The sequence below is a fragment of the Paenibacillus sp. BJ-4 genome (genome assembly GCF_020404765.1).
Classification (GTDB): domain Bacteria; phylum Bacillota; class Bacilli; order Paenibacillales; family Paenibacillaceae; genus Paenibacillus.
Map to the genome: position 1 here is coordinate 162,597 of NZ_JAIVEM010000140.1, position 20,815 is coordinate 183,411.

Here is a 20,815-nt window from a genome sequence, read left to right on the forward strand (position 1 = left end):
GGTTCAAAGGGAAGTCGAAACCGAGACGACAATTCAAAGTTTCGCTACAATTTATGATTATTATTTTGGTTGTTTTAGTTATCATTATTTCCTTAATTATATCCTTACTTCTCATTCGTAATTTTGTGATTAACAAGCATTTTGATAATACGAAGGAAAAGCTTTCGGGTATCGCCAAGGTGATTGCCAGTGACAACGATGTTATTCGTAATGTTGAGCAGGGGGTCCCTGTGAAGCAGATTCAGGACTATTCGCTTGGAGTAATGAATAACGTTAATGTGGATTTTGTTGTCATTCTGAACCGTGATTTAATTCGGCTATCCCATCCAGATGAAACGATGGTTGGCAAACCGTTTTCTGATCTGAATGATGCCAGAAGAGCGCTATCCGGTCAGGGACATTTTTCTGAAAATATAGGTATTTTGGGCAAAGGCTACCGATATTTTACGCCAATATTTAATCAACAGCATGAGGTCATTGGCATTGTATGTGTAGGACTGACCATGAGAACTCTAAATCATGATTTGATGCAGGCGCAGTATACTATTTTTGGAGGACTAATGCTTGGACTCTTTAGTGGAGTTCTGGGCGCGATCATTCTGGCGCAAAAAATCAAAACGATTTTATTTGGGCTTGAGCCGCAAGAGATAGCAACACGCTTACGCGAAAAAGAAATTATTGAGAATGAGGTCGCTGAAGGAATTATAGCCATTTCGGCTGACAAGAAGATTATGCTCATGAACAAAGAAGCTCAGGCCAAGTATCAACTGGCAGGCCAAGACATGGAAGCCCCGATTGGAGAGCAGCTGGATGCCAACTTTTATAATGTGCTCTTCAAGAAAGTGTTTGATGATAAGAAGAAAATCAAGGATCGCTCATTTTATGTGAATGGTATAGAAGTCATTGCGACAGTAACCCCTATATATATTGAAAATGAGTTTTTTGGGGCGGTTGCAACGCTGCGTGACCAATCCGAGATGATTCATCTTAGCAACCAGTTAAGTGGTACAAAATACTATATTAGCTCGCTTCGCGGACAGACCCATGAATTTATGAACAAAATGCACGTGATATCTGGACTGGTTGAGATGAGACAATATGCGGAGGTCACTCAGTATATCCAGCAGCTAAATCACCGGTATCAAGATGAGGTAGGCTTTTTGACCGAGAGAATTAAAGTTCCGGCATTAGCAGGTTTTATTATGGGTAAAATCAACGAAGCACGCGAACAGAATATTTCGGTTCTTCTGGAAGAAAGCTCGAATGTCTCTAATGTGGAGATGCAGGATATCGTTCATGATGTCATACACATACTGGGCAATTTTTTTGACAACGCCATAGACTCCATTTTACAAAAAAAAGAGCCTGGCAAAATTGAGTTGAAATTGAACTATGAGTGTGAGGGAAATGTATTCATTCTAAAAGTGAAAGATAATGGTATGGGGATTGATTTTGAGATGCAAAAAAGAATATTCGAGCATGGCTTCTCAACCAAAGGAGAAGACAGAGGCTACGGTTTGAATCTGGTTAGAACTATGGTTGAAAATCATCAGGGAATCATTGAGCTTGACAGCCAACCGGGTCTGGGAACAAGTATATATGTAGAGTTGCCCTGTACATTGGAGGTGACAAATGAATGAAGGTTCTGATTGTTGAGGATGATCCCATGGTTGCTGAGCTAAACCAACAGTTCATTGAGCGCATGGACAATTTGGATGTGGTATGTAAGGCGGATACCGTTAAGAAAGCACAGGATTGTCTTCAAAAATGGACACCGGATCTGGTATTGCTGGACGTTTATTTACCTGGAAAAAGCGGACTAACTTTGTTATCACATATGCAGGAGCATCAATATCATGCTTCGGTTATTTTAATTACGGCTGCAAAAGATATTCAAACGGTGAAGGAAGCTGTTTTTTATGGAGTTGCGGACTATTTAATTAAACCTTTTACATTCGAACGCTTTAAGCTGGCTGTTGAGAAAATCCAGCGTTTGGCCACAGTGATGGAGGAAGGGACCGGAATTAATCAAGCTGTCATTGATCATTATTTTAATAAAGAAGAGCATGCGGGTATGGAGAAGAAGGAACCTGCTGAAAACCTATCCAAAAATCTTCCCAAAAATCTGTCCAAGCTGACCATGACCACGATACTGAAGAGCATTCAAGAGCTGGACGGTCCATTTTCCGTCGAAACCCTGGCCAGAGAAGTGGACTTGTCCCGTATTACGGTGAAAAAATATATTCAGTTCCTGGTGGACGATGGCTTCTTGATTGAATCCATAGAATATCACAAGGTTGGCAGACCGCTAATGCTGTATCAGTTGAATCCTAATTTAAAAGAACCGCCATTTCCATTGTAATTCTGGAAATAGCGGTTCTTATTTTGTGAAACGATAATGCTGAGCTTCCTAATTATTTCATAGAAAGAACAGGTAGTGTGACCAAATTGTCCGAAGATTGGGTTGTAAGTATATCATGGAAGTTGTCGTAGCTGGTTTCAATCATGTTGGATAACGCCGTAACGGTATTCGAGCCGGCATGAGGCGTTACCAAAACTCTTGGATACAGCTCCAGCAGCTTCTGGATCGTTGGATCAGGGAGCATTTGCCATGGATCAAATGCTCTGAAAAATAATTCGTCTTCTTTAGGGAAGACATCCGTAGCGAAACCTTCCAGATGATTGCTGATCAAAGCGTCCAAAACGGCTTGGTTATCTTGTAATTCTCCACGTGAAGTATTGATGAGAATAGATCTCTTTTTCATTTTTTTTAAAAAGCTGGCGTTAATCATCTTGTCATTCTGTCCCGGCAGATAAGGAACGTGCACACTGACGATATCACTCTCTGCCAGTAGTTCATCTAAGGTTGTGAATGGAATGACTTCCTTGGCTGCGTCGGATTGGTACACATCATAACCTATAACAGAAGCTCCTAATCCTTTAAACAATTTGGCTTCCGTCAGACCAATACGACCGACCCCAATAATCCCAACCTTACAGTTATGGATCTCTTTGCTGAATGTATGCTCGTCCACAATAAAATTTTTGAACGAGCTTTTGGTAGTCATATAAGCCGTGTGACGGAACAGCATCATAGCCAGAGTTAAGGATAGCTCCGCGATGGCATTCGGAGAGTAGGAAGGCACGCGTGCGACCTTCATTCCGAATTCACTGCAGGCATCCAAATCAATGTGGTTAATTCCGACCGTTCTGGTGAAAACATATTGAATGCCATACTCCTTGAATTTTGTGAGATTCTCTCGATTCGCAGCGCAGTTCCCTCTTAACAAAACGGCATCGTGATGCTGTGCCAATTCTGCATTGCTGGAGGTCAACAGATCTTCTACCAGTGTGAGTTGGAAGTTATATTTATTGAGGTCATGGAAGTATTGTTGTTCATAAGAACGGACACCATAGCAAATGATTTTTAACATGTTGTTTTCCCCCTGATTTAGAAAATGCCAATTTTATCAATGATATTTAGCGTAATGATCCAAACCGGAATCATGACGACAGAAGTTATAGTAGAAAGAAGCGATGCATTGGAAGTCAGAACGGCTTCCTTGTCAAAACTGATCGCATAGGCTGCGGCTACGGTAGCTGTAGGAGTAGCCATCATAATGACAATAGTAGATAAAGCGACAGAATCGACCGACAGAATATGAGATACTGTCAACAAAGCCAGCAAAACGATGTTAACAATGGGTACAAGCCACACTTTAACGATGCTGTAATACCATGAAGTCTTGTCAGTAGCTGCCGACTTGAAGCTGATCTCACCCAATGTCGAGCCAATCGATAACCAGGCTAATGGAGAAGCTAGTCCAGCAAGGTAGGTCATGGGCTTGAACAACCAGACAGCGGTTTGATCAATTCTTAGAAAAGCGAACTGCTGAATGGCCCCATCCTCTGTAGCTACGCTCATTTGTGGCAAGTAACCCTGAAACAACCAAACAAACAAGCCTAGAAAAGTGGCGATAACGATCGGATTCAAAAACATGGTTTTGAGATTTTTAAGCTCCATTTTTAAGCCGCTCATTTTGATATAGCCATAGGAGTATAAGAAAATGCGGTAGCCTATATTAAAAATGGAACTGTACATCACTCCGGTAGGGCCGTAAATGGCCCCGACAATGGGAATTCCGAAAAAAGTAGTAGAACCGAAAATGGTTAGCACCCGTAAAACATCTTGTTTATCCTTGTCGTAGCTCAGGAAGAAAGGTTTTGAAACAAAGATGAGAATAATATAAATTAGAACCCCCCATATTAAAACATTCATGCCTTGTTTTAACATTGTAGGATTAATATCCTGCATGAAAGAATTAAAGGCTAGTGCTGGTAGAGCCACGGTTAGAACCACCTTGGATAACAGCTTTCCTACTGCTGCGGTAAAAATCCCCTTCTTGCGGCAAAAGAAACCAAGAAGGATAATAAAAACGGTGGAAGCGATAGAACTGACAATTTTGTTATCTGTTAAGGTCGCTGTAATCATTTCTAGTAAAGACATAGATAAAACCCTCTCTTGTACCTTTTTTCACATAAGTGACTATGCAATTCCCTGATCTTTTGGCCAAAGTGTTGGTTTGCACCTTTATAGTAAAAAAACTTTGTGAAAAAAAGAACAATATCTAATTAATTTAACTTATGAAACTAATTTAAAAAATTTATACGTTACATCAGATGAGAAAATGAGAGGTGCTCATCAACATACATGCTATAATATAAAGAATTAATTCCAACCTGATCAGTGGGTTAAAAAGAAAAGCGAGCAGGAGGGTCCGCATGAATCCGATACAACATATACTGGACGAATTTCAGCTGATCGTACTGGATGGCGCAATGGCGACGGAGCTGGAACGACATGGGCATGATCTGAATGATAGCTTATGGTCAGCTAAAATACTCCATGAGCACCCGGATTCCATCAAGCGCGTACACAGGGATTATTTTGAAGCTGGGGCAGACTGTGCGATTACTGCTAGCTATCAGGCTACCGTGGAAGGCTATGTTCAACGGGGGCTGAGCGAAAATGAGGCGTTAGAGCTAATTCAGTCATCGGTGCGGATTGCTGTACAGGCGCGGGATGAATTTTGGGCCGAAGCTACGAATGTGGCAAATCAGCAGCATCGTCCCAAGCCGCTAGTCGCGGCCTCTGTCGGACCCTATGGGGCGTTTTTGGCGGATGGCTCAGAATATCGAGGTGATTACAAGCTGAGCGAAGAAGAGCTTGTCGAGTTTCATCGACCGCGCATGAAGGCTCTCATTGAGGCGGGGGCGGATATTTTGGCTTGTGAAACGATACCCTGTCTGGTCGAAGCCAAGGCCATTGCCCGATTGCTGAAGGAGTTCCCCGGCACGTATGCCTGGATCAGCTTTAGTGCAAAGGACGGCCAGCACATCAGTAATGGCGAATCTGCCGCCGCTTGCGCTGAATGGCTGAATGACCACGAGCAGGTGGCAGCTGTGGGAATCAATTGCACTTTGCCGCAATTCATTCCATTGCTTATTCATGAAATGCGCAGCCATACGGATAAGCCTGTGGTGGTGTACCCCAATCTGGGGGAGGAATATGACCCGGTCACCAAAACATGGCACGGCACCACTTGTGCAGAAACGTTCGGGCAGAATGCCCGCCAATGGTATGAAGCGGGAGCTCGTCTGATTGGCGGTTGTTGCCGGACTCAGCCGCAGGATATTAAAGAAATAGTGGCATGGTCGAGAGATGTATAAACGGAGACGAGCTGGAGCAGACAAGTAAATAAGTTTACTAAGGAAACCGCAGAATGCATGACAGGAATGTCATACCTTGCGGTTTCTTTTATAAGATTCGCTTCTGCTGCCAGAAGTAGAGTATAGTAGGAGTAGTCGAAAATATATTCCAGGAGGCTACAGCCATGTCACAGGAGATCTGGATTAACCTGCCGGTCAAAGATGTTGAGAGGTCGACTGCCTTTTTCAATGAGATTGGATTCCATGCGGTGAGCGTTGGTAACGAGAGATCCAAGCTTGCCATAGGCCAAACAACGATTCTGCTGTTCCCGGATGTGGCGTTTGAGAAATTTACAGGTTCAAAAACCGCAGATACTTCCCATACCGCAGAAGTAATATTTTCTATTGGCGCTGAAAGCAGAGAAGAAGTAGATGCCTTTATTCAAAAAGTAGAGCTTGCCGGAGGAAACATCTTTGGCAAGCCGAGTGAAATTGACGGCTGGATGTACGGCGCAGGATTTGCCGACCTGGACGGTCACCGCTGGAACCTGCTGTACATGGATGAGAGCAAAATGCCGAAACGCTAATATGAAAACGCCGGTCACCTGCTTAAGGTCACCGGCGTTTTTTACACCCCCTATAATCTCATATCTGTAATTCAAATCAAAATTGTTGCTTAGAAGGAAAAATTCGTGGGTTAAACTTATACAAGTCACCTGGGTTAGCCCGTATTAATTAATTGGTCTTACATAAATAATCTTTATTAACACATATTTGAACTAATCTGCCGGTTAGCTTAATGGCGTATCGCCTGTCTAACAGCGGGACAGCAGCCCACTTGACACGATAGTACGTTAAACTCCACGGTCTCCGGTCAGCTTTCCGCCAAACGTTCCAGCAATGCATCACCATTGCGGCTGACCCGAATATAAGCGTAATGAGCGTTCTGTTCAACAGTACGTCCGGTCCCTTCGGGAATGAAATAATTCTCAATACCGTACTGAATGCGGGAACCATCCCACTGCCCGTTCAAGACAATCTCATGATTGGCAAGCTTTTCACCCTTCTGGTACAGGCGATTAGCGGTGTATACTCCTTGGCTACCCGGCGTGAGGACGACTTTAACCTTGCCTCGCTTCCAATTTTCCTCCTGAAGAGGTGTCCTTGAAGAAGGAGGTGGGGTAGAAATATCGTAATTCAGCATAACGTAATCGCCTTGCAGCAGGGAACGCGGGTCTACAGGGGCCAGCTTGAGCTTAATGGAAGCACCTGTGGCAAGCAGGTTTTCGCTTCTGACGGTTTGAAAGCCGATAATACCCAGCTGCAGCACAATAACGATGACGATGAGCAGCGGGCTTAAACGCATAAAGCTAAAGCTGTGATGATCCGCCTCAAACGCTGCCTTACCGCTATGAGGCGTGCGGCGATCCAGCCACCAGGTAATGCCGAGTGCAATGATGCCCAGCAGCGCCAGCGTAAACGACTTATACAAAAGCGTCCACAATAAGTCATAGTATTTGAAGCCAATAAAAATAAACCAGAACACCACACTTGTTATTGCTGCCGATTTTTGTTTTAGACGGATAAAGACGAAGACCATCCCTGTGACAACAACAAAATAAAAAATGTTAATCAGCATATAAGAGTGTGGGATGACATCCTCGAAAAACGTCGCCCAAAACAGGAATACCAAGCTGAAAAATAACGAGCTATCCCGGAGATGCTCTCGTAAACCTGCTTTGAATACAAAGTAGCTTATTCCATATAACACGGCATTGACGAGGAAAAGAGAGAAGATAATGAACTCATAGGTCCAGTTCCAGTGCTCCCATTCCTGAAACTGCTGAAATAAGATGGTCGCCAGATTCAGGTTCACAAAGGTGTAGGCGAAAAATAGCTGCCGTTTCCCCCTGGAGCGAAACCATCCTGCGATAGAAACGATCAGAAACAGCACCGAAAGCAACGACTGATCTGACCATAGAATGGCTGCCCAGCCTGTAATATAGCTTATGGTCAGCAGGGTATAACGTATGACAGAATCCAGCTTGGAGTCGGGAATAACAATCATCGAAATCATAAGCAGCAAAGACACGCTCAGCAGTACATATTCGGTGTGGTTTACATTTGCGCTAATGGTAATTAGCCCGATCAGAGATATACTGCCGATCAGCACTCCGACCACCTTGATCATACGGGATACGGCTTTGCTGATCCATTCATTGCTGCGTTCCTCGGGAACCGCTGTTTCAGCCTCCGGTGACGCTTTCCCCAAACGATTCAAATAACGGAAAAACCATACATTACCTGTCAGCAGCAGCGCCACAAAAATTAAACCAAAAACAAAAAACAAAGAAGAGAAGTAGGCCTCCGTCAGTTCGATAAATTTAAAGACAGCAAAGGCAGAGGCCGCCAATGCATTCAAGGTTAGCAGCGTTTTGTTCAGTCGAATCTTAATAAATACATAAAATCCAATAGCAATCACAGCGATACACGGTATATTCATGACAAGCCCATATTCGTCAAATGCAAAAGAGTTAGTCATGGTCAGCAAGGCTATGTGGAAAACGATAAAGCTTATAAATTTTAACGGTGTAGAGCTTAGACGACGGAGGAACGTGAATAGAAACAACCCGAGATTGACCAGGGCGAACACCCCTGCTATGGACAGTGATTCCAGCTCGCTATAAGATGCGCCTTGCATCGTAGGGTAGAAATAAAGCCACAAGCCGAGGTGGATCAGGACATAGGGCAGCACATAAAAAGGATTGTAACGGGTAATCCAGCTAAGCAGCAGAGCCGGGACGGACCAAATCAAAAACAACCCGTAACTGTCCGCGTGGGAATTATAAATTTGACCGAGCAACGCCACAGAAACGCCAAAGGCAATACAGCCAGCCACCAGAAATACATTGGACAGAAAAACTTGTTGACCGGGAATGGCACGTAGACGTGCAAATACAAAGGACAAGCCATAGAACAGAACAATAAGCGCAGCAGCCAGCACAATTTTGACCGTCCGATCCAGTCCTCCCCAATTAGAGGCAAAGAAATAAATGATCGCGGCCAGTACCAGTGAGATGCCCAGCAGATAGCCCGTACGGATCGCATTGAATCGCAGCATTAAGTTCACGTACCTTTCCTGTTGGTTTGATGCCTATTATAGCGTTGAAAGGGCTGAGAACCAAGTGCGAATTAGGAGCAGGTCATAAAAAAAAGGAGAGCCACCGACATACGGTTGTTCTCCTTCGGTTATTCTCCTGTATCGGTGCAGGACTCCAGTTAAGCGTTGGCGGTACGAATCTCTTGCCGGGATTGATGCCGGAAGCGATACTCACGTGGCGGGATTCCTGCTGTTTTCTTAAATGCCTTGGAAAAGGTGGACATATCGGTGTAACCGATGGATTGGGCAATGATCGACAAGTTGTAAGTCGTCTTCTCCAGTAATCTTTTCGCTTGGTCAATCTTGAGGTTTTGCAAATACTTGGCTGGGGAGATAAGGAAGGTAGAATGGAATTTACGTGAAAAATGCGCACGATCCACCCCTACATGCTCGGCAATTTGTTCAATTGTAATGCGATCACAGTAATGCATATCAATGTAATCTTTCCCCTGCTGGAGCCAATAATCGGAGCATACCAGGCTGCGAAGCACGTCAGACTTGTTCCGGGACAGCTCCTCGAAAATCTGATGCAGTGTAATCAAGCGGGCTAGATCGCTGCCCTGTCTGTTGCTGTCATGTACGATGGAAAACAGGTGGAAGATAAGCTCGAGAATTTCCTTGTTTACCGCGTTAGCCATAAAAGGAGCAGAAGGCTTAATCCCGATTCGCTCCAATAGCGCCAGGGATTTGGGTCCCTCAAAGGCAATCCATACCTTTTGCAACGGGTGCTCCCGATCCGTGTAATATTCATGGGCAAGATGCGGAAAGAAGCAGAATAAATCGGACTTTTGGACACGGTACTTCTTCTGCTTATAAATAAACTCTGCCTGACCATCAAGCACAAAAATGAAATAAAAATAGGGCACAGCCTTAGGACCCACATGACAGCTGGTTTTTGAAATATCCATCCCGAGTCGGACTGGCCATATGGCACTAGATTTTTCCAGTTCGGTAGCTGTGAAGTAGTGGTCTTCCACGATGTCGAAGTGATCTCCATTTTTTACTTTTTTCATAACTCGTCACCTCTCCTTTGGTGGAGATAAGGGGATTTTGAGTTTATTGTATATAAAGGAAAGTACAATTACAAGTTAATTCATTGGAATTAAGGGTTATTAAATCAAAAAAGAGCTCTATATGCCATCAGCATAAAAGGTGATGGCCCGATATGCATAACAAAAGCTCCGTGGCCTGGTGAAGACAAGCCGTGGAGCTTTTATAGTTGAGCTATACATGTAGCCTATGTTTATACGTTCAGAATTCCCTTTTTTGGAGTGACGTTAAAGGCTTTGGCCAGATCGGCCAATTCCTGATCCGTAATTCGTTGCTGAATATCATGGTGAGCAATGAGCATATAAATTTGTGCTGCCTTTTCAATCGTTTCAATCAGGCCAAACGCTTCATCAATGGAGCTGCCTGTTCCGAAAATGCCGTGATGAGGCCATAATACAGCGTGATGATCCTTCATTTTTTTTGCCGTTTCGCGGCCAATTTCACTGGAACCCGGCACCATCCAAGGAATCACACCGATACCATCCGGAAAGACCACGATGCATTCGGTACACATTTCCCACAGCGTTTTGGTGAACTGGTTTTCATCCAAGCTATGAATGAATGTCATCGCAATGACATGGGTCGCATGGTTATGAATCACGACACGATGGTTAGGATCAACCTTCAAGCGCTCAATGTGACTCATAAAATGCGAAGGCAATTCGCTGGTAGGAACCGCGTCATGTTTGAGGCCCCACAAGAGTTCCAACTGTTTACCATCCTGGGAGACACGAAGGACACCCAGATTTGCTTCGGGATCGGCAAGAACATTTTTGAAATATTTACCTGATCCGGTGACGATAAAATATTTGCCTGCCAGCTCATGCACAGGAAAAGCAGGTTTGATCGTACGAATAACATGATGGATATCCATATATTTTGCAACCTCTGCTTCATCCAGAATATAGCTGACATTGCCTCCGTTACGCTCATCCCAGCCGAATTTCCACATGTTTTGCGTAATTTCCGCCATCTCGCGGACGAATGGGATATCGAGCCCCGATTTTCGTTCTTTTTGATTCTCCAGTACAGTAGTCATGGATGATCTCTCCCTTTGGATGATTTAGACATACAAGCGTATACATGCGGTAATTACCGTTTTAGCAGTTCCTGTTGTTCATAGTTTTTAACTTCGGCCAGCCATTCCTCACGAACGGGGACACCGTTTTGAGCGCAATAGTAATCCCAGACGGCACCGAACGGATACGATTTAAATTCCTCGACCAAGGCAAGACGAGTAGTGAAGTCTCTTTCCTCCTCCGCCTTTTTTAGCTCCTCAATCGGTTCCAGCATGGCGCGAAGCAGCGCTTTGATCGTATTGCGTGTTCCGATGACCCATGCTGCCACATGGTTGATGCTGCCATCAAAGAAATCAAGGCCGATATGGGTTCGGGAAAGCAGTTCTCCGCGAACCAGCTCACGGGCAATGTCGAGCAATTCGTCATCCATCGTCACGACATGGTCGCTGTCCCAACGAACCGGTCTGCTGACGTGAAGCAATAATTGATCGGTGAACATGAGCACGGACGACAGTTTGTTCGAAATGACTTCCGTTGGATGGAAGTGGCCGGCATCAAGACAGATAGATTTACCGCGTGTCAGGGCGTAGCCCATATAAAATTCATGTGAGCCGACGACATAGCTTTCTGAGCCGATGCCGAACAGCTTGCTTTCAACCGCATCAATGTTGTATTGCTCGCTGATTTCCTCGCTGAAAATTTCGTCCAGTGCATCGCGCAGACGTTCTCTTGGAGCCAGGCGGTCAACCGGGGTATCCTTATAACCATCCGGCATCCAGTGATTTGTAACACATGGCTGACCGAGTTCTTTTCCAAAATACTCGGCAATTCTGCGTGATTTTTTGCAGTGTGTGATCCAGAAATCACGAATTTCCGGGTCCTTGTGGCTCAGTGTAAAGCCGTCCTCCGCTTTGGGATGGGAGAAGAGGGTTGGATTAAAATCAAGCCCAAGCCCTTGCTGTTTGGCCCAATCTACCCAGTTCTGAAAATGGCGTGGCTCCAGTTGATCCAGATCCACCTGTTCTGTCGTATCCGCATAGATGGCATGTAGATTAACCTTATGCTGACCTGGAATGAGCGATAGGGCTTTTTCCAAATCCTGACGCAACTCATCCGGGGTTCCTGCTCTGCCCGGGTAACTGCCCGTTACGGCAATTCCTCCACTAAGCTGTTTGTCTTTGAACAGGAACCCCTGCACATCGTCTCCCTGCCAGCAGTGTAAGGATATTTTGATCTCTGAAAGCTTGCGTAAAATGTCATCCACCTGGATACCGTGGCGGGCATACAGCTTTTTCGCTTCGTTATAACTGGCTTCAATGGCTTCGTTCATGGCTTTACTCCTTTATTAAGATATTTGAGTAGTGGACATGGTTTGTCTCTTAAGGTGTTCCCAGCGATCCAGCAGATCTTTCGAGCCTTCCAACACTTGCGGCTTATAGAGGCGAGTCGGGAAGGATTGGGCAATGACTCTGCCAGCAGCTTTGAGGTCTTCAAGGACACCGGAGCTGATTAATTGCACGATAATATTACCGATAGCTGTAGATTCAGGAGGACCTGCCTGAACCTCAATTTCCAAAAGATCGGCTGTTAGCTGGCATAGTAATTCGTTGTTGCTGCCCCCACCGACAATGTGCAATTTGGCAACCGTTTCGTCTGTTAAACGTTGTAGTTCATGTAAGGCATCCCGGTAGCTTAAGGCCAGACTGTCAAAAATACAGCGGGCGAGCGCACCCGGCGTCCGGGGGATGGGCTGCCCCGTTTCTTCGCAGAATCGCTGAATCTCAAGGATCATACTATCCGGATTTAAGAATGAGGACTGGTTGCAGAGGACAAGACTGGCAAACGGTGTCTCTGCTGAAGCCAGTTGGGCCAATTCGGCAAAGCTATGCGCGGAGCCACCTTCTCTTCTCACCTCCTGAATCATCCACAATCCCATAATATTTTTCAAAAAACGGTACGTACCGTAGGCACCCCACTCATTAGTGTAGTTCGCCTGCATGGCTGCCTGGGTATTTAAGGCCTCGGCTCGCTCCATTCCCAGTAGTGACCATGTTCCGCTGCTTATATAAGCCCATGATTCTTCCCGCTGTGATGGAACCCCTGCAACAGCCGATGCGGTATCGTGCGTAGGCACAAGAATGATTTGGCAGTCTGGAAGATCGTACTTTTGAACAAGCTCCGGCAAAAGAGAACCCAGAACCCGCCCAGGTTCAGCCAGCTCCGAAAATTGATCGCGCCGAAGCTGGAGCAGGGACAGCAGGTCTTCATCAAACTCGCCGGTGTTCACGTTGAGAAGCTGCATCGTGGATGCATTCGTCATTTCATTGACCATGATGCCTGTCAGGCGGTAGTACAGATAATCAGGAACCATCAATATTTTATCCGCCTGGGCAAGCTGTTCCCGATCATGGACGAACAGTTGATACAGCGTATTAAAGTTGAGCTCCTGAATGCCTGTTTTTTCATATACAGTCTCTCGACTGATGAGCTGGTGCAGCCTGTCGGGCGCATGAAGGGTGCGTGCATCACGGTAAGCGTATACGTCATGAATGCGGTTACCTCTCTTATCAAGCAGCACGTAATCTACAGCCCATGTATCAATACCGAGCGTACAGGAATGAATTCCGTTCTGTTTAGCTTTTTGCAAGCCCTGAATAATCTCATCCAGCAGAACGTCGATATTCCAGTAATCATGTCCGTCCTTTTCGGTAAAGGAGTTGTTGAACCGATGAAGCTCTTGCAAGTGAAGCTGGTCACCTTGTAGAGTTGCACTCACGAGCCTTCCGCTTGAAGCTCCAATATCAACAGCAAGATAATTATTCATATCCAATCTCCTTGCATGGGTAAAATCCCGGCAGTCTGAAAGTCTGCCTTTTATTTCTTAACTAATTCCATACTACTTCCGTTTATCTGTGTAGTCAACAGAAACGGAAGTTTATTTTTTGGTTTTATTTTTGTTTTTAAAATTATAAATAAAATTACATGTTGTTTTGTGTGTCTTTTTGTTTTTTAATATCTGTTTTCTACCATTTATGTACTTAAACAGAGGGTGATACGATTTGCCGATTTTCAAATTGTGGAAGGTTCTTCAGGTGCCGTCGTCTGTGTGAAAAATAGTCTTGAAACCGCCAGCCAGAGGGTGTAGTATACAAGATATCAATTTCATATGACTCGTATAATATTGGGGATACGGCCCAAAAGTTTCTACCGGATGACCACTGTAATCATCCGACTATGAGTGGTAGCGCATCGGCTTCGGATGAATGCGGACAATTATTTGTACCCCAATCCGTCAAGGGACGATAACCCCAAGGACAGGCTTCACTTGAGAAACAACTCAAGGGAGCCTGTCCTTTTTTGGTTTTTGGCAGGTTTTATTCTATTTTCAATTACAGAAGGAGCGATATCGGCGTAATGAAAGCTTTGGAGGAACGTATTCGTCAAGAAGGACAGATTTTATCTGACACCGTATTAAAGGTAGATTCATTTTTGAATCATCAGGTGGATACAGCATTGGCACTGGACATTGGTAAGGAATTCGCACGCCTGTTCGGCAGCGCCCCGATTACCAAGGTGCTTACGATTGAAGCAAGTGGTATTCAATTTGCCATGGCTACAGCCATTGCCTTGGGTGTCCCGTTCATTTATGGAAAGAAAAAGAAGGCCATCACGCTGAATGAGCAGGTATACTTCGCTGAGGTTCATTCGTTCACACGGCAGGAAACCTATCAGGTGAGTATTTCCCGAAAATATCTGGATGCCAGCGACCATGTACTAATCGTGGATGATTTTCTGGCTACTGGTGCAGCCTTGGTTGGGCTTACGGATATTGTGAAGGAAGCAGGAGCGGAGCTGGCCGGGGTTGGCTGCGTCATTGAAAAGAGCTTTCAGGAAGGCCGTGGACTATTGGAGCAAAGAGGGATTGCTGTTCGCTCTCTTGCACGTATCGCTTCCATGGCACCAGGCGAGGTTCATTTTATAGAGGAAGCTGGCGTGGTAATTCCTCCCGTTAAGGAGAATGTGGGATGTTAAGCAAACAAAAGTTATTTGCACTGGGCTTCCAGCATGTCATGGCGATGTACGCCGGAGCGATTGCCGTACCTTTGATTGTAGGAGGAGCATTGCACCTGACGCCAGCCCAAATGGCATATCTGGTAGCCGCCGATCTGTTCACCTGTGGAATTGCCACGTTGTTACAGATCATGGGCACACGGTTTTTCGGCAGCAGATTACCGGTCATCTTAGGCTGTACGTTTACGGCGGTAGGACCGCTGATCGCAATTGCCTCGACCTCGAATTTGGCGACCGCGTATGGGGCCATTATATTGTCCGGTATATTCGTGGTGCTTGCGGCACCGCTGTATGGCAAGCTGCTACGCTTTTTCCCAACCGTGGTTACCGGCTCGGTTGTTACCATTATCGGTCTGTCCCTCATTCCGGTAGCGATGAATAATGTAGCTGGTGGACAGGGTAGCGCAGATTTTGGACAGCCGCGTAATTTGCTGCTGGCGTTGATTACATTACTGGTTATTCTGCTTGTAAATCGAGTGGCCAAGGGCTTTTTACGCTCGATTTCTGTGCTCATCGGTCTGTTTGCGGGTACTGTGGTTGCTTATGCGATGGGAATGGTACATTTTGCTCCCGTGGCGGATGCCTCATGGGTGAGTGTCGCACAGCCATTTTATTTTGGCAAGCCGGAGTTTAGCATTATGGCAGTATGTACGATGATTATCGTTAATATTGTCAGCATGGTTGAATCTACGGGCGTTTATCTGGCAGTAGGCAAGGCGATTGATCAAAAGGTGGAGCAGAAGCAAATCGTCAATGGACTACGTTCCGAAGGACTTGCGGTTATGCTGGGCGGTATTTTTAATGCTTTCCCTTACACAGCTTTTTCACAAAATGTCGGTCTGATCTCGCTGACTCGCGTCAAATCGCGTAACGTTATTTTTGCAGCAGGGGGCATCATGGTTGTTCTTGGTTTGTTGCCTAAGCTAGCTGCCTTGACGACAGTGATTCCTAACGCTGTGCTGGGCGGTGCGATGATCGTCATGTTCGGTTCGGTAGCTGTATCCGGCATGTCCATTTTGTCCGAAGTAGACCTGCGGAAGGAAAGCAATCTGCTGATTGCGGCGTGCAGCATTGCCGTGGGCCTTGGCTCTGCCGTTCTACCGCAAATGTTCGACCAATTGCCGAGCTTTGCTAAGATGCTGCTGCAAAACGGCATCGTATCCGGCTCGATTACGGCCATTGTCCTGAACATCGTTTTGACGAGAAAACAGGGGAAGTCAGTCAAGGGTGTAACTGTGGCGGAGGTTCCGCAGAAGGTTTAAGGATTGGAATCAGATAAAGAAAGCCGGAGAGAAAGCGTAAGCTTCTTTCCGGCTTTTTGGCATAGTTCAACAGAATGATTACTTGTTCAGCAGCATGAAGTTATTGATAAAACCCTCTTCTTGTATGAAAATGGGGGTTTGAATTTTCGATGTGAAGTCATAATAGTATACGCCGCGTCCTTCTTCCTGATTTTTCTGAGAAGTGCTGCCCAAATAATAGACCCCCTTGCCGTCCGGGGACATATAGACAAATTGGCGGGATAAAAAGGGCAACTTTATTTTGGTGCGTTTACCTGTTGCAATATCAATCAGACTATACTCAATTTTGCCGGAATTAATTAAATTGGTAGTTACGAGGAGCAGCTTATCATTACTGCTGGACATTGAAGATATTTTCTCTTTTTTCAGTGTGATGATAGAACGCTCTTGTTTGGTGACGCTATTGATTTCTGTAACCTTGTTGTCCGGGGGGACCATAATGGTCTGTGTTCGGTCTGAGATGTCACTTTGTTTCTCTCGCTCCCTCTCCGAATACTGTGAATTGTAAATTGTTTTTTTGCTGAATTATAGGCTATAGACCAAGTTTGTTCATCTTGGTTTTCATCATGCATAAATTTCATGGCATGCGCTGTTTTATTGTAGAAGATAGTTTTAAGTGTCCGCTCTCCTTTTTTTACCGCAACTAGAACGAGGGAGCCATCCGGAGTAGTTGGTACGATATCATTGATGGCAAACAAATTATCGGTAAGCTGTTCGGTTTTTTTGGTATTCAAGTCGTACGAAAATAATTGGTCTCCCTTGTCATCAACATCGGCAGAATAATAGATTTTGTGATCAGGCAAGGACACTACAGAAAGCGGGTATTGAGAGGTATAAGGAACATCGGCCAGCTTGGTCAATTTTTTACTGTTTAGGTCGTATGTCATAACTCGCATAACCATGCCTTGATCTGCATTTTTCCCGTTCACATATTCTGTATAAGTCATGGATAGATATTGGCCTTTTCCGGGCGCCGCTACTTTTTCATTTATGGGTACAGATGATTCTGTTGGTGGGGTAGAAGAGGGAGAGCAGGATGACAATAAAGCTGGCACGAGCAGGGAAAGTATAAAGAATCTGAAGAATTTGTAGCTGCTTGTTCTCAAAACGAAGCATCCTTTCTGAGATAGGTGATGAATCAAACTGAATATGATAACGAAAAGGGAAAGGATAGGACGCGAGATCCTATCCTTTTTTGGTATAAAGATATTAAAAATCATAGGAATATCTTGCTGAAAATGAGACGTACGAATGCCATTCTAAACCTAACTTCTCTACACCCGTTTTCCAAATATCAATGACTGCATCTGGAAGACTCCCATTATCAGCTTTATAAAAATTAGCTACGGTATTATTATCATAATTCCTTACCCGAATTTGTGTCCCAAACTTGGGGCTATCAATGGCTCCTTTTGTTGCACAGTCACCTTTTTCGAGTCTATTGGAATTTTCCCCATACGTGTCTGTGAAGTTTGTTCCTCTCCCTGTGCCTCGAACATAGCCATCAGATGTTCCGCGAATTTTAATTTCATTATCATGATCTCCATATGTATAAGTCCCAGTTGATTTCCTTTTGATCAGGCAAGATAATATCTTTGATAAAACCTTCGCCGTCATAAATTACTTTTAAACCAGGCTGAGGGTCAGGGTTATCAATATGATATACCGGCAGTGATTTGGTTGCTTCTTCGATCTCTTTATCCTCTTGTTTTTCTTTTTCTAGCTCAACCTGTTGTTCAGCAGTCAGTGGGGCAATAGCAGCTTTAGATTTTTGCTGTTCAGGTACCGGAGTTCCTTTTTCCAATACAACCATGTTATTGTTCTCATCATATTGGATGATGGTACCCGCTAACATTTTGTCAGGGATTTTTCCCCCTTTCTCAGCATGGGAGATTGCTGGACTGGCGACTCCCCAAGAGATGACTAACGTTGCAGCTAGAAAAGCTTGTGGTAGAAACTTTACTTTCATACAAAGCGCCTCCTTGAAAAAAATTGTAAATCCGTAAAATAGCATAAACAAGTCTATCAACATTTTCAACCTTTTTATGGAATATATGAATATATTTATCTGTATTTGTATTAGCAATAACCCATTAGTTGGATATATACGACATTTATTGATAGCCTTGTGACGTTGGAATTGATAGTTTAGCAAGAGCCAAGAAGTTGAAGGTATTTCTCAAATGAATATTAGGGGCTTGATAATCTACTGGAAGGAATTGCTAGAGTGGTAGGAAGAGACAGGTGTAAAAATTTCGGAACAAGCGAAAACCCACCGCGTAATTAGGTTGGGGCCTAACGGTGGATTTCGTTTGCACTAACATTCAGTTATGCAGCGCGCCGTGGTGGTGATCCACAGCCTTGATTCTCATCGTATCATTAAAATTTAAAATATTACGCTGCATTTGTTGACAAGCCTGTAGCAACAAAATAAGATAGTCCTAAATCGTAATATAAAGGAATAAAGGAAGAAAACAGGTGTGAACTATACTTTCCACTTACAGGGTTTTGTTGAGACCTCGTAGTGGTTGCTGTACGTGTTCGCTTAAAAGGGAAGTTCGGTACATTCCGACACGGACCCGCCACTGTATACAGGCATCAGCAGGGTACTGCTGGAGCTTTCAGAACAGCCACTGGAACTGTGACGAACCGGGAAGGCCTGAAAGATACGCCTGAAGTCAGGAGACCTGCCTGTTTTAACATCACTGTCGGACCCACGGGATGCTGGGGAGGTGGTTAGGCGTGCTGCATACGGAATGTCTGAAACCGACCGATCCCCCTTTTTTAGAGGGGCTGAGGGTGAGCTTTGGCATTTTATAATGAAAGCATTTCTGACTGCTGATCATGCGGTCGGGGATGCTTTTTTCGCGTTAGATATAGATGAAATTACAAGATGGAGGGGATCAATAAAATGATAAGCAATCGTAAAAGACGTTCACGGTTCATAGGTACGGGATTGATGCTGCTTATGGCCGTAATGGCTATGGCAGCATGCTCCACATCCGATCAAACGGCCGGCTCTACCAAGAACGGGCAGACACCCATCCAACAGAACGCAGCGGATAAAAAGCTGGTGATGGCGTACACTTGGAAACCGTCTGGCGTTGACCCGCACGGAGATAATAGCTGGGATGTCATGCGATCCGGTGCAGGTGAGACGCTTGTTCGTCTGAATGAAAAGCTGGAGCCTGTGGCTTGGTTGGCGAGAGGATGGAAGCAGGACAGTCCTACTGTCTGGACGTTCAGCTTGCAGGATAAGGTTACTTTTCACGATGGAAAGCGTATGGATGCAGCAAGTGTAAAGGCTTCCCTGCTCCGCTCTATTGAAAAAAGCCATCTGGCAAAGGATTTACTGGATGTGAAGTCCATTGACGTAAGCGGCCCGTTGGCACTGAAAATTACGACAAACCAGCCGAACGCAGCACTGGTGTCCAATCTGGCTGATCCGTCAACGATTGTGCTGGACGTGGCATCTATGAAAGATGAGCAGAGTTATCCTGCGATGACCGGTGCTTTTAAAATCAAAGCATTCAACAAGGATCAATCCTTGGTCGTGGAACGCTATGATGGATATTGGGGAGAGAAGGCCCGGCTGGCTGAAGCGACAATGAAGTTCATTACGGATGGCAATTCGCGCCTGATGGCGCTGCAATCCGGCGAGGTGGATGTAGCGACGGATATTCCGGTGGATAACGCGGAGGTCTTGAAAAAAAACGACAAGCTGCAGGTGCTGTCGGCTCCTTCCTTGCGTACCCATATGATCGTGTACAATATGGAGTCGCCTGTGTTCAAGGATGCAGCGAACCGCAAGGTCGTGGATAGTCTGATTCCACGCGCATCGATTGTGAGTGCGGTCATGAGGGGCTTTGGCACGGAGGCAAGCAGTCCATTTTCGAGCATTCTTCCCTTCGGGAAGGTCGAGCGTAAAGCGTTGGACGGAACGCCGGAGCAATTGCTGACGAAGGATGGCTGGCAAAAGGACGCCCAAGGTATATGGACCAAGCAAGGCAAGCCGTTCGAGGTTACGCTGCTGACCTTTCCTCAGCGTCCGGAGCTATCTGTGATGGCTGAGGTCATTCAGAGCCAATTGCTGAAAGAGGGTATCCAGGTCAAGATTCGCAAGGTGGAAAATATCGACGAGGCGTTAACCAAAAACGATTGGGATTTTGCCATGTACAGCATGCTGACGGCCCATACAGGGGAGCCGCAATATTTTATGGATACCTTTTATTCCTCGAAAAGCGAAGCTAACGTGAGCCGATATGTCTCCAAACCGCTGGAGAACATCCTTGGCAAGCTGAAGCTGGCGAAAAATACAGCAGAGCGCAATACGGAGACACTGCAAGCGTTAGATATCATTAATACGGATTTGCCGCAGTCGTTCATTGTGCATCCTGACAATGTATTTGGTGTGAAAAAAGGGGTGCAGGGCTTTACGCCCCATCCGATTGAATACTACTATATTACAGCGCAATCCGATATTGCGAAATAACGGGCTGTGCATC

18 protein-coding genes and 2 riboswitches are annotated in these 20,815 nt (G+C 45.2%); of the genes, 7 read left to right on the forward strand and 11 right to left on the reverse strand.

Annotation, left to right across the window (positions count from 1 at the left end):
• Positions 1 to 53 precede the first annotated feature (53 nt).
• A complete protein-coding gene (locus LCF57_RS20330) occupies positions 54 to 1,640 on the forward strand; it encodes an ATP-binding protein (RefSeq protein ID WP_226002319.1) in 1,587 nt (528 codons plus the stop codon).
• Positions 1,637 to 2,362 (forward strand): response regulator, encoded by a 726-nt coding sequence (locus LCF57_RS20335; RefSeq protein WP_226002320.1) that lies wholly within the window; start codon positions 1,637 to 1,639, stop codon positions 2,360 to 2,362. The genes LCF57_RS20330 and LCF57_RS20335 overlap by 4 nt, the downstream gene beginning before the upstream one ends.
• 52 nt (positions 2,363 to 2,414) lie before the next feature.
• Here LCF57_RS20335 and LCF57_RS20340 read toward each other — a convergent pair whose 3' ends face one another.
• Both LCF57_RS20340 and LCF57_RS20345 read right to left on the reverse strand, forming a co-directional pair.
• Complete coding sequence (locus LCF57_RS20340) at positions 2,415 to 3,434, reverse strand: 2-hydroxyacid dehydrogenase (protein WP_226002321.1); 1,020 nt, start codon at positions 3,432 to 3,434, stop codon at positions 2,415 to 2,417.
• A gap of 17 nt (positions 3,435 to 3,451) precedes the next feature.
• On the reverse strand, positions 3,452 to 4,507 hold the full coding sequence (locus LCF57_RS20345; protein WP_226002322.1) for an AEC family transporter: 1,056 nt from the start codon (positions 4,505 to 4,507) through the stop codon (positions 3,452 to 3,454).
• Positions 4,508 to 4,782: 275 nt separating this feature from the next.
• Between LCF57_RS20345 and mmuM the strand changes: the two genes are divergently transcribed.
• Complete coding sequence (gene mmuM / locus LCF57_RS20350; protein ID WP_226002323.1) at positions 4,783 to 5,730, forward strand: homocysteine S-methyltransferase; 948 nt, start codon at positions 4,783 to 4,785, stop codon at positions 5,728 to 5,730.
• Between the two features lie 164 nt (positions 5,731 to 5,894).
• Complete coding sequence (locus tag LCF57_RS20355; RefSeq protein WP_226002324.1) at positions 5,895 to 6,296, forward strand: VOC family protein; 402 nt, start codon at positions 5,895 to 5,897, stop codon at positions 6,294 to 6,296.
• A 287-nt stretch (positions 6,297 to 6,583) separates the two neighbouring features.
• Here the strand turns inward: LCF57_RS20355 and LCF57_RS20360 are convergent, their stop codons facing one another.
• The 5 genes from LCF57_RS20360 to rhaB all read right to left on the reverse strand — a co-directional run bounded on the left by LCF57_RS20360 (position 6,584) and on the right by rhaB (position 13,762).
• On the reverse strand, positions 6,584 to 8,830 hold the full coding sequence (locus LCF57_RS20360; RefSeq protein WP_226002596.1) for a GDYXXLXY domain-containing protein: 2,247 nt from the start codon (positions 8,828 to 8,830) through the stop codon (positions 6,584 to 6,586).
• A gap of 158 nt (positions 8,831 to 8,988) precedes the next feature.
• Positions 8,989 to 9,882 carry an AraC family transcriptional regulator gene (locus tag LCF57_RS20365; protein WP_226002325.1) on the reverse strand — a complete coding sequence of 298 codons (894 nt, stop codon included), beginning with the start codon at positions 9,880 to 9,882 and terminating at the stop codon, positions 8,989 to 8,991.
• A gap of 230 nt (positions 9,883 to 10,112) precedes the next feature.
• The gene (rhaD, locus tag LCF57_RS20370; protein WP_226002326.1) at positions 10,113 to 10,958 is read right to left on the reverse strand and encodes a rhamnulose-1-phosphate aldolase; all 846 of its coding nucleotides are present in this window, start codon (positions 10,956 to 10,958) and stop codon (positions 10,113 to 10,115) included.
• 53 nt (positions 10,959 to 11,011) lie between these two features.
• On the reverse strand, positions 11,012 to 12,268 hold the full coding sequence (gene rhaA, locus LCF57_RS20375) for an L-rhamnose isomerase (protein WP_226002327.1): 1,257 nt from the start codon (positions 12,266 to 12,268) through the stop codon (positions 11,012 to 11,014).
• A 15-nt stretch (positions 12,269 to 12,283) separates the two neighbouring features.
• On the reverse strand, positions 12,284 to 13,762 hold the full coding sequence (rhaB, locus tag LCF57_RS20380) for a rhamnulokinase (protein ID WP_226002328.1): 1,479 nt from the start codon (positions 13,760 to 13,762) through the stop codon (positions 12,284 to 12,286).
• 327 nt (positions 13,763 to 14,089) lie between these two features.
• A riboswitch (purine riboswitch) is annotated at positions 14,090 to 14,193 on the forward strand.
• 159 nt (positions 14,194 to 14,352) lie between these two features.
• On the opposite strand from rhaB, the gene LCF57_RS20385 reads away from it, so the two are divergent.
• Both LCF57_RS20385 and LCF57_RS20390 read left to right on the forward strand, forming a co-directional pair.
• Complete coding sequence (locus tag LCF57_RS20385; protein ID WP_226002329.1) at positions 14,353 to 14,970, forward strand: xanthine phosphoribosyltransferase; 618 nt, start codon at positions 14,353 to 14,355, stop codon at positions 14,968 to 14,970.
• Positions 14,964 to 16,271 (forward strand): nucleobase:cation symporter-2 family protein, encoded by a 1,308-nt coding sequence (locus LCF57_RS20390; protein ID WP_226002330.1) that lies wholly within the window; start codon positions 14,964 to 14,966, stop codon positions 16,269 to 16,271. Before LCF57_RS20385 ends, LCF57_RS20390 begins: the two co-directional genes overlap by 7 nt.
• Before the next feature lie 78 nt (positions 16,272 to 16,349).
• Here the strand turns inward: LCF57_RS20390 and LCF57_RS20395 are convergent, their stop codons facing one another.
• The 4 genes from LCF57_RS20395 to LCF57_RS20410 all read right to left on the reverse strand — a co-directional run bounded on the left by LCF57_RS20395 (position 16,350) and on the right by LCF57_RS20410 (position 18,279).
• Positions 16,350 to 16,655: a hypothetical protein gene (locus LCF57_RS20395; RefSeq protein ID WP_226002331.1), complete on the reverse strand. Its 306-nt coding sequence runs from the start codon at positions 16,653 to 16,655 to the stop codon at positions 16,350 to 16,352.
• A 20-nt stretch (positions 16,656 to 16,675) separates the two neighbouring features.
• Complete coding sequence (locus LCF57_RS20400; RefSeq protein ID WP_226002332.1) at positions 16,676 to 17,416, reverse strand: hypothetical protein; 741 nt, start codon at positions 17,414 to 17,416, stop codon at positions 16,676 to 16,678.
• 261 nt (positions 17,417 to 17,677) lie between these two features.
• Positions 17,678 to 17,842 (reverse strand): hypothetical protein, encoded by a 165-nt coding sequence (locus LCF57_RS20405; RefSeq protein ID WP_226002333.1) that lies wholly within the window; start codon positions 17,840 to 17,842, stop codon positions 17,678 to 17,680.
• A 2-nt stretch (positions 17,843 to 17,844) separates the two neighbouring features.
• Positions 17,845 to 18,279 (reverse strand): hypothetical protein, encoded by a 435-nt coding sequence (locus tag LCF57_RS20410; RefSeq protein ID WP_226002334.1) that lies wholly within the window; start codon positions 18,277 to 18,279, stop codon positions 17,845 to 17,847.
• A gap of 539 nt (positions 18,280 to 18,818) precedes the next feature.
• Positions 18,819 to 19,020: riboswitch (cobalamin riboswitch) on the forward strand.
• Positions 19,021 to 19,221: 201 nt separating this feature from the next.
• Between LCF57_RS20410 and LCF57_RS20415 the strand changes: the two genes are divergently transcribed.
• A complete protein-coding gene (locus LCF57_RS20415) occupies positions 19,222 to 20,802 on the forward strand; it encodes an ABC transporter substrate-binding protein (RefSeq protein WP_226002335.1) in 1,581 nt (526 codons plus the stop codon).
• Positions 20,803 to 20,815: the final 13 nt, after the last annotated feature.

Excerpts from the sequence above, each read along its gene's own strand:
- LCF57_RS20385 (WP_226002329.1), top strand. The coding sequence starts at position 14,353 with ATGAAAGCTTTGGAGGAACGTATTCGTCAAGAAGGACAGATTTTATCT.
- LCF57_RS20405 (WP_226002333.1), bottom strand. The coding sequence starts at position 17,842 with ATGAAATTAAAATTCGCGGAACATCTGATGGCTATGTTCGAGGCACAG.
- LCF57_RS20360 (WP_226002596.1), bottom strand. The coding sequence starts at position 8,830 with ATGCTGCGATTCAATGCGATCCGTACGGGCTATCTGCTGGGCATCTCA.
- LCF57_RS20340 (WP_226002321.1), bottom strand. The coding sequence starts at position 3,434 with ATGTTAAAAATCATTTGCTATGGTGTCCGTTCTTATGAACAACAATAC.
- LCF57_RS20355 (WP_226002324.1), top strand. The coding sequence starts at position 5,895 with ATGTCACAGGAGATCTGGATTAACCTGCCGGTCAAAGATGTTGAGAGG.
- LCF57_RS20390 (WP_226002330.1), top strand. The coding sequence starts at position 14,964 with ATGTTAAGCAAACAAAAGTTATTTGCACTGGGCTTCCAGCATGTCATG.
- LCF57_RS20335 (WP_226002320.1), top strand. The coding sequence starts at position 1,637 with ATGAAGGTTCTGATTGTTGAGGATGATCCCATGGTTGCTGAGCTAAAC.
- LCF57_RS20415 (WP_226002335.1), top strand. The coding sequence starts at position 19,222 with ATGATAAGCAATCGTAAAAGACGTTCACGGTTCATAGGTACGGGATTG.
- LCF57_RS20330 (WP_226002319.1), top strand. The coding sequence starts at position 54 with ATGATTATTATTTTGGTTGTTTTAGTTATCATTATTTCCTTAATTATA.
- LCF57_RS20410 (WP_226002334.1), bottom strand. The coding sequence starts at position 18,279 with ATGAAAGTAAAGTTTCTACCACAAGCTTTTCTAGCTGCAACGTTAGTC.
- LCF57_RS20345 (WP_226002322.1), bottom strand. The coding sequence starts at position 4,507 with ATGTCTTTACTAGAAATGATTACAGCGACCTTAACAGATAACAAAATT.
- rhaA (WP_226002327.1), bottom strand. The coding sequence starts at position 12,268 with ATGAACGAAGCCATTGAAGCCAGTTATAACGAAGCGAAAAAGCTGTAT.
- LCF57_RS20365 (WP_226002325.1), bottom strand. The coding sequence starts at position 9,882 with ATGAAAAAAGTAAAAAATGGAGATCACTTCGACATCGTGGAAGACCAC.
- mmuM (WP_226002323.1), top strand. The coding sequence starts at position 4,783 with ATGAATCCGATACAACATATACTGGACGAATTTCAGCTGATCGTACTG.
- LCF57_RS20395 (WP_226002331.1), bottom strand. The coding sequence starts at position 16,655 with ATGTCCAGCAGTAATGATAAGCTGCTCCTCGTAACTACCAATTTAATT.
- rhaD (WP_226002326.1), bottom strand. The coding sequence starts at position 10,958 with ATGACTACTGTACTGGAGAATCAAAAAGAACGAAAATCGGGGCTCGAT.
- rhaB (WP_226002328.1), bottom strand. The coding sequence starts at position 13,762 with ATGAATAATTATCTTGCTGTTGATATTGGAGCTTCAAGCGGAAGGCTC.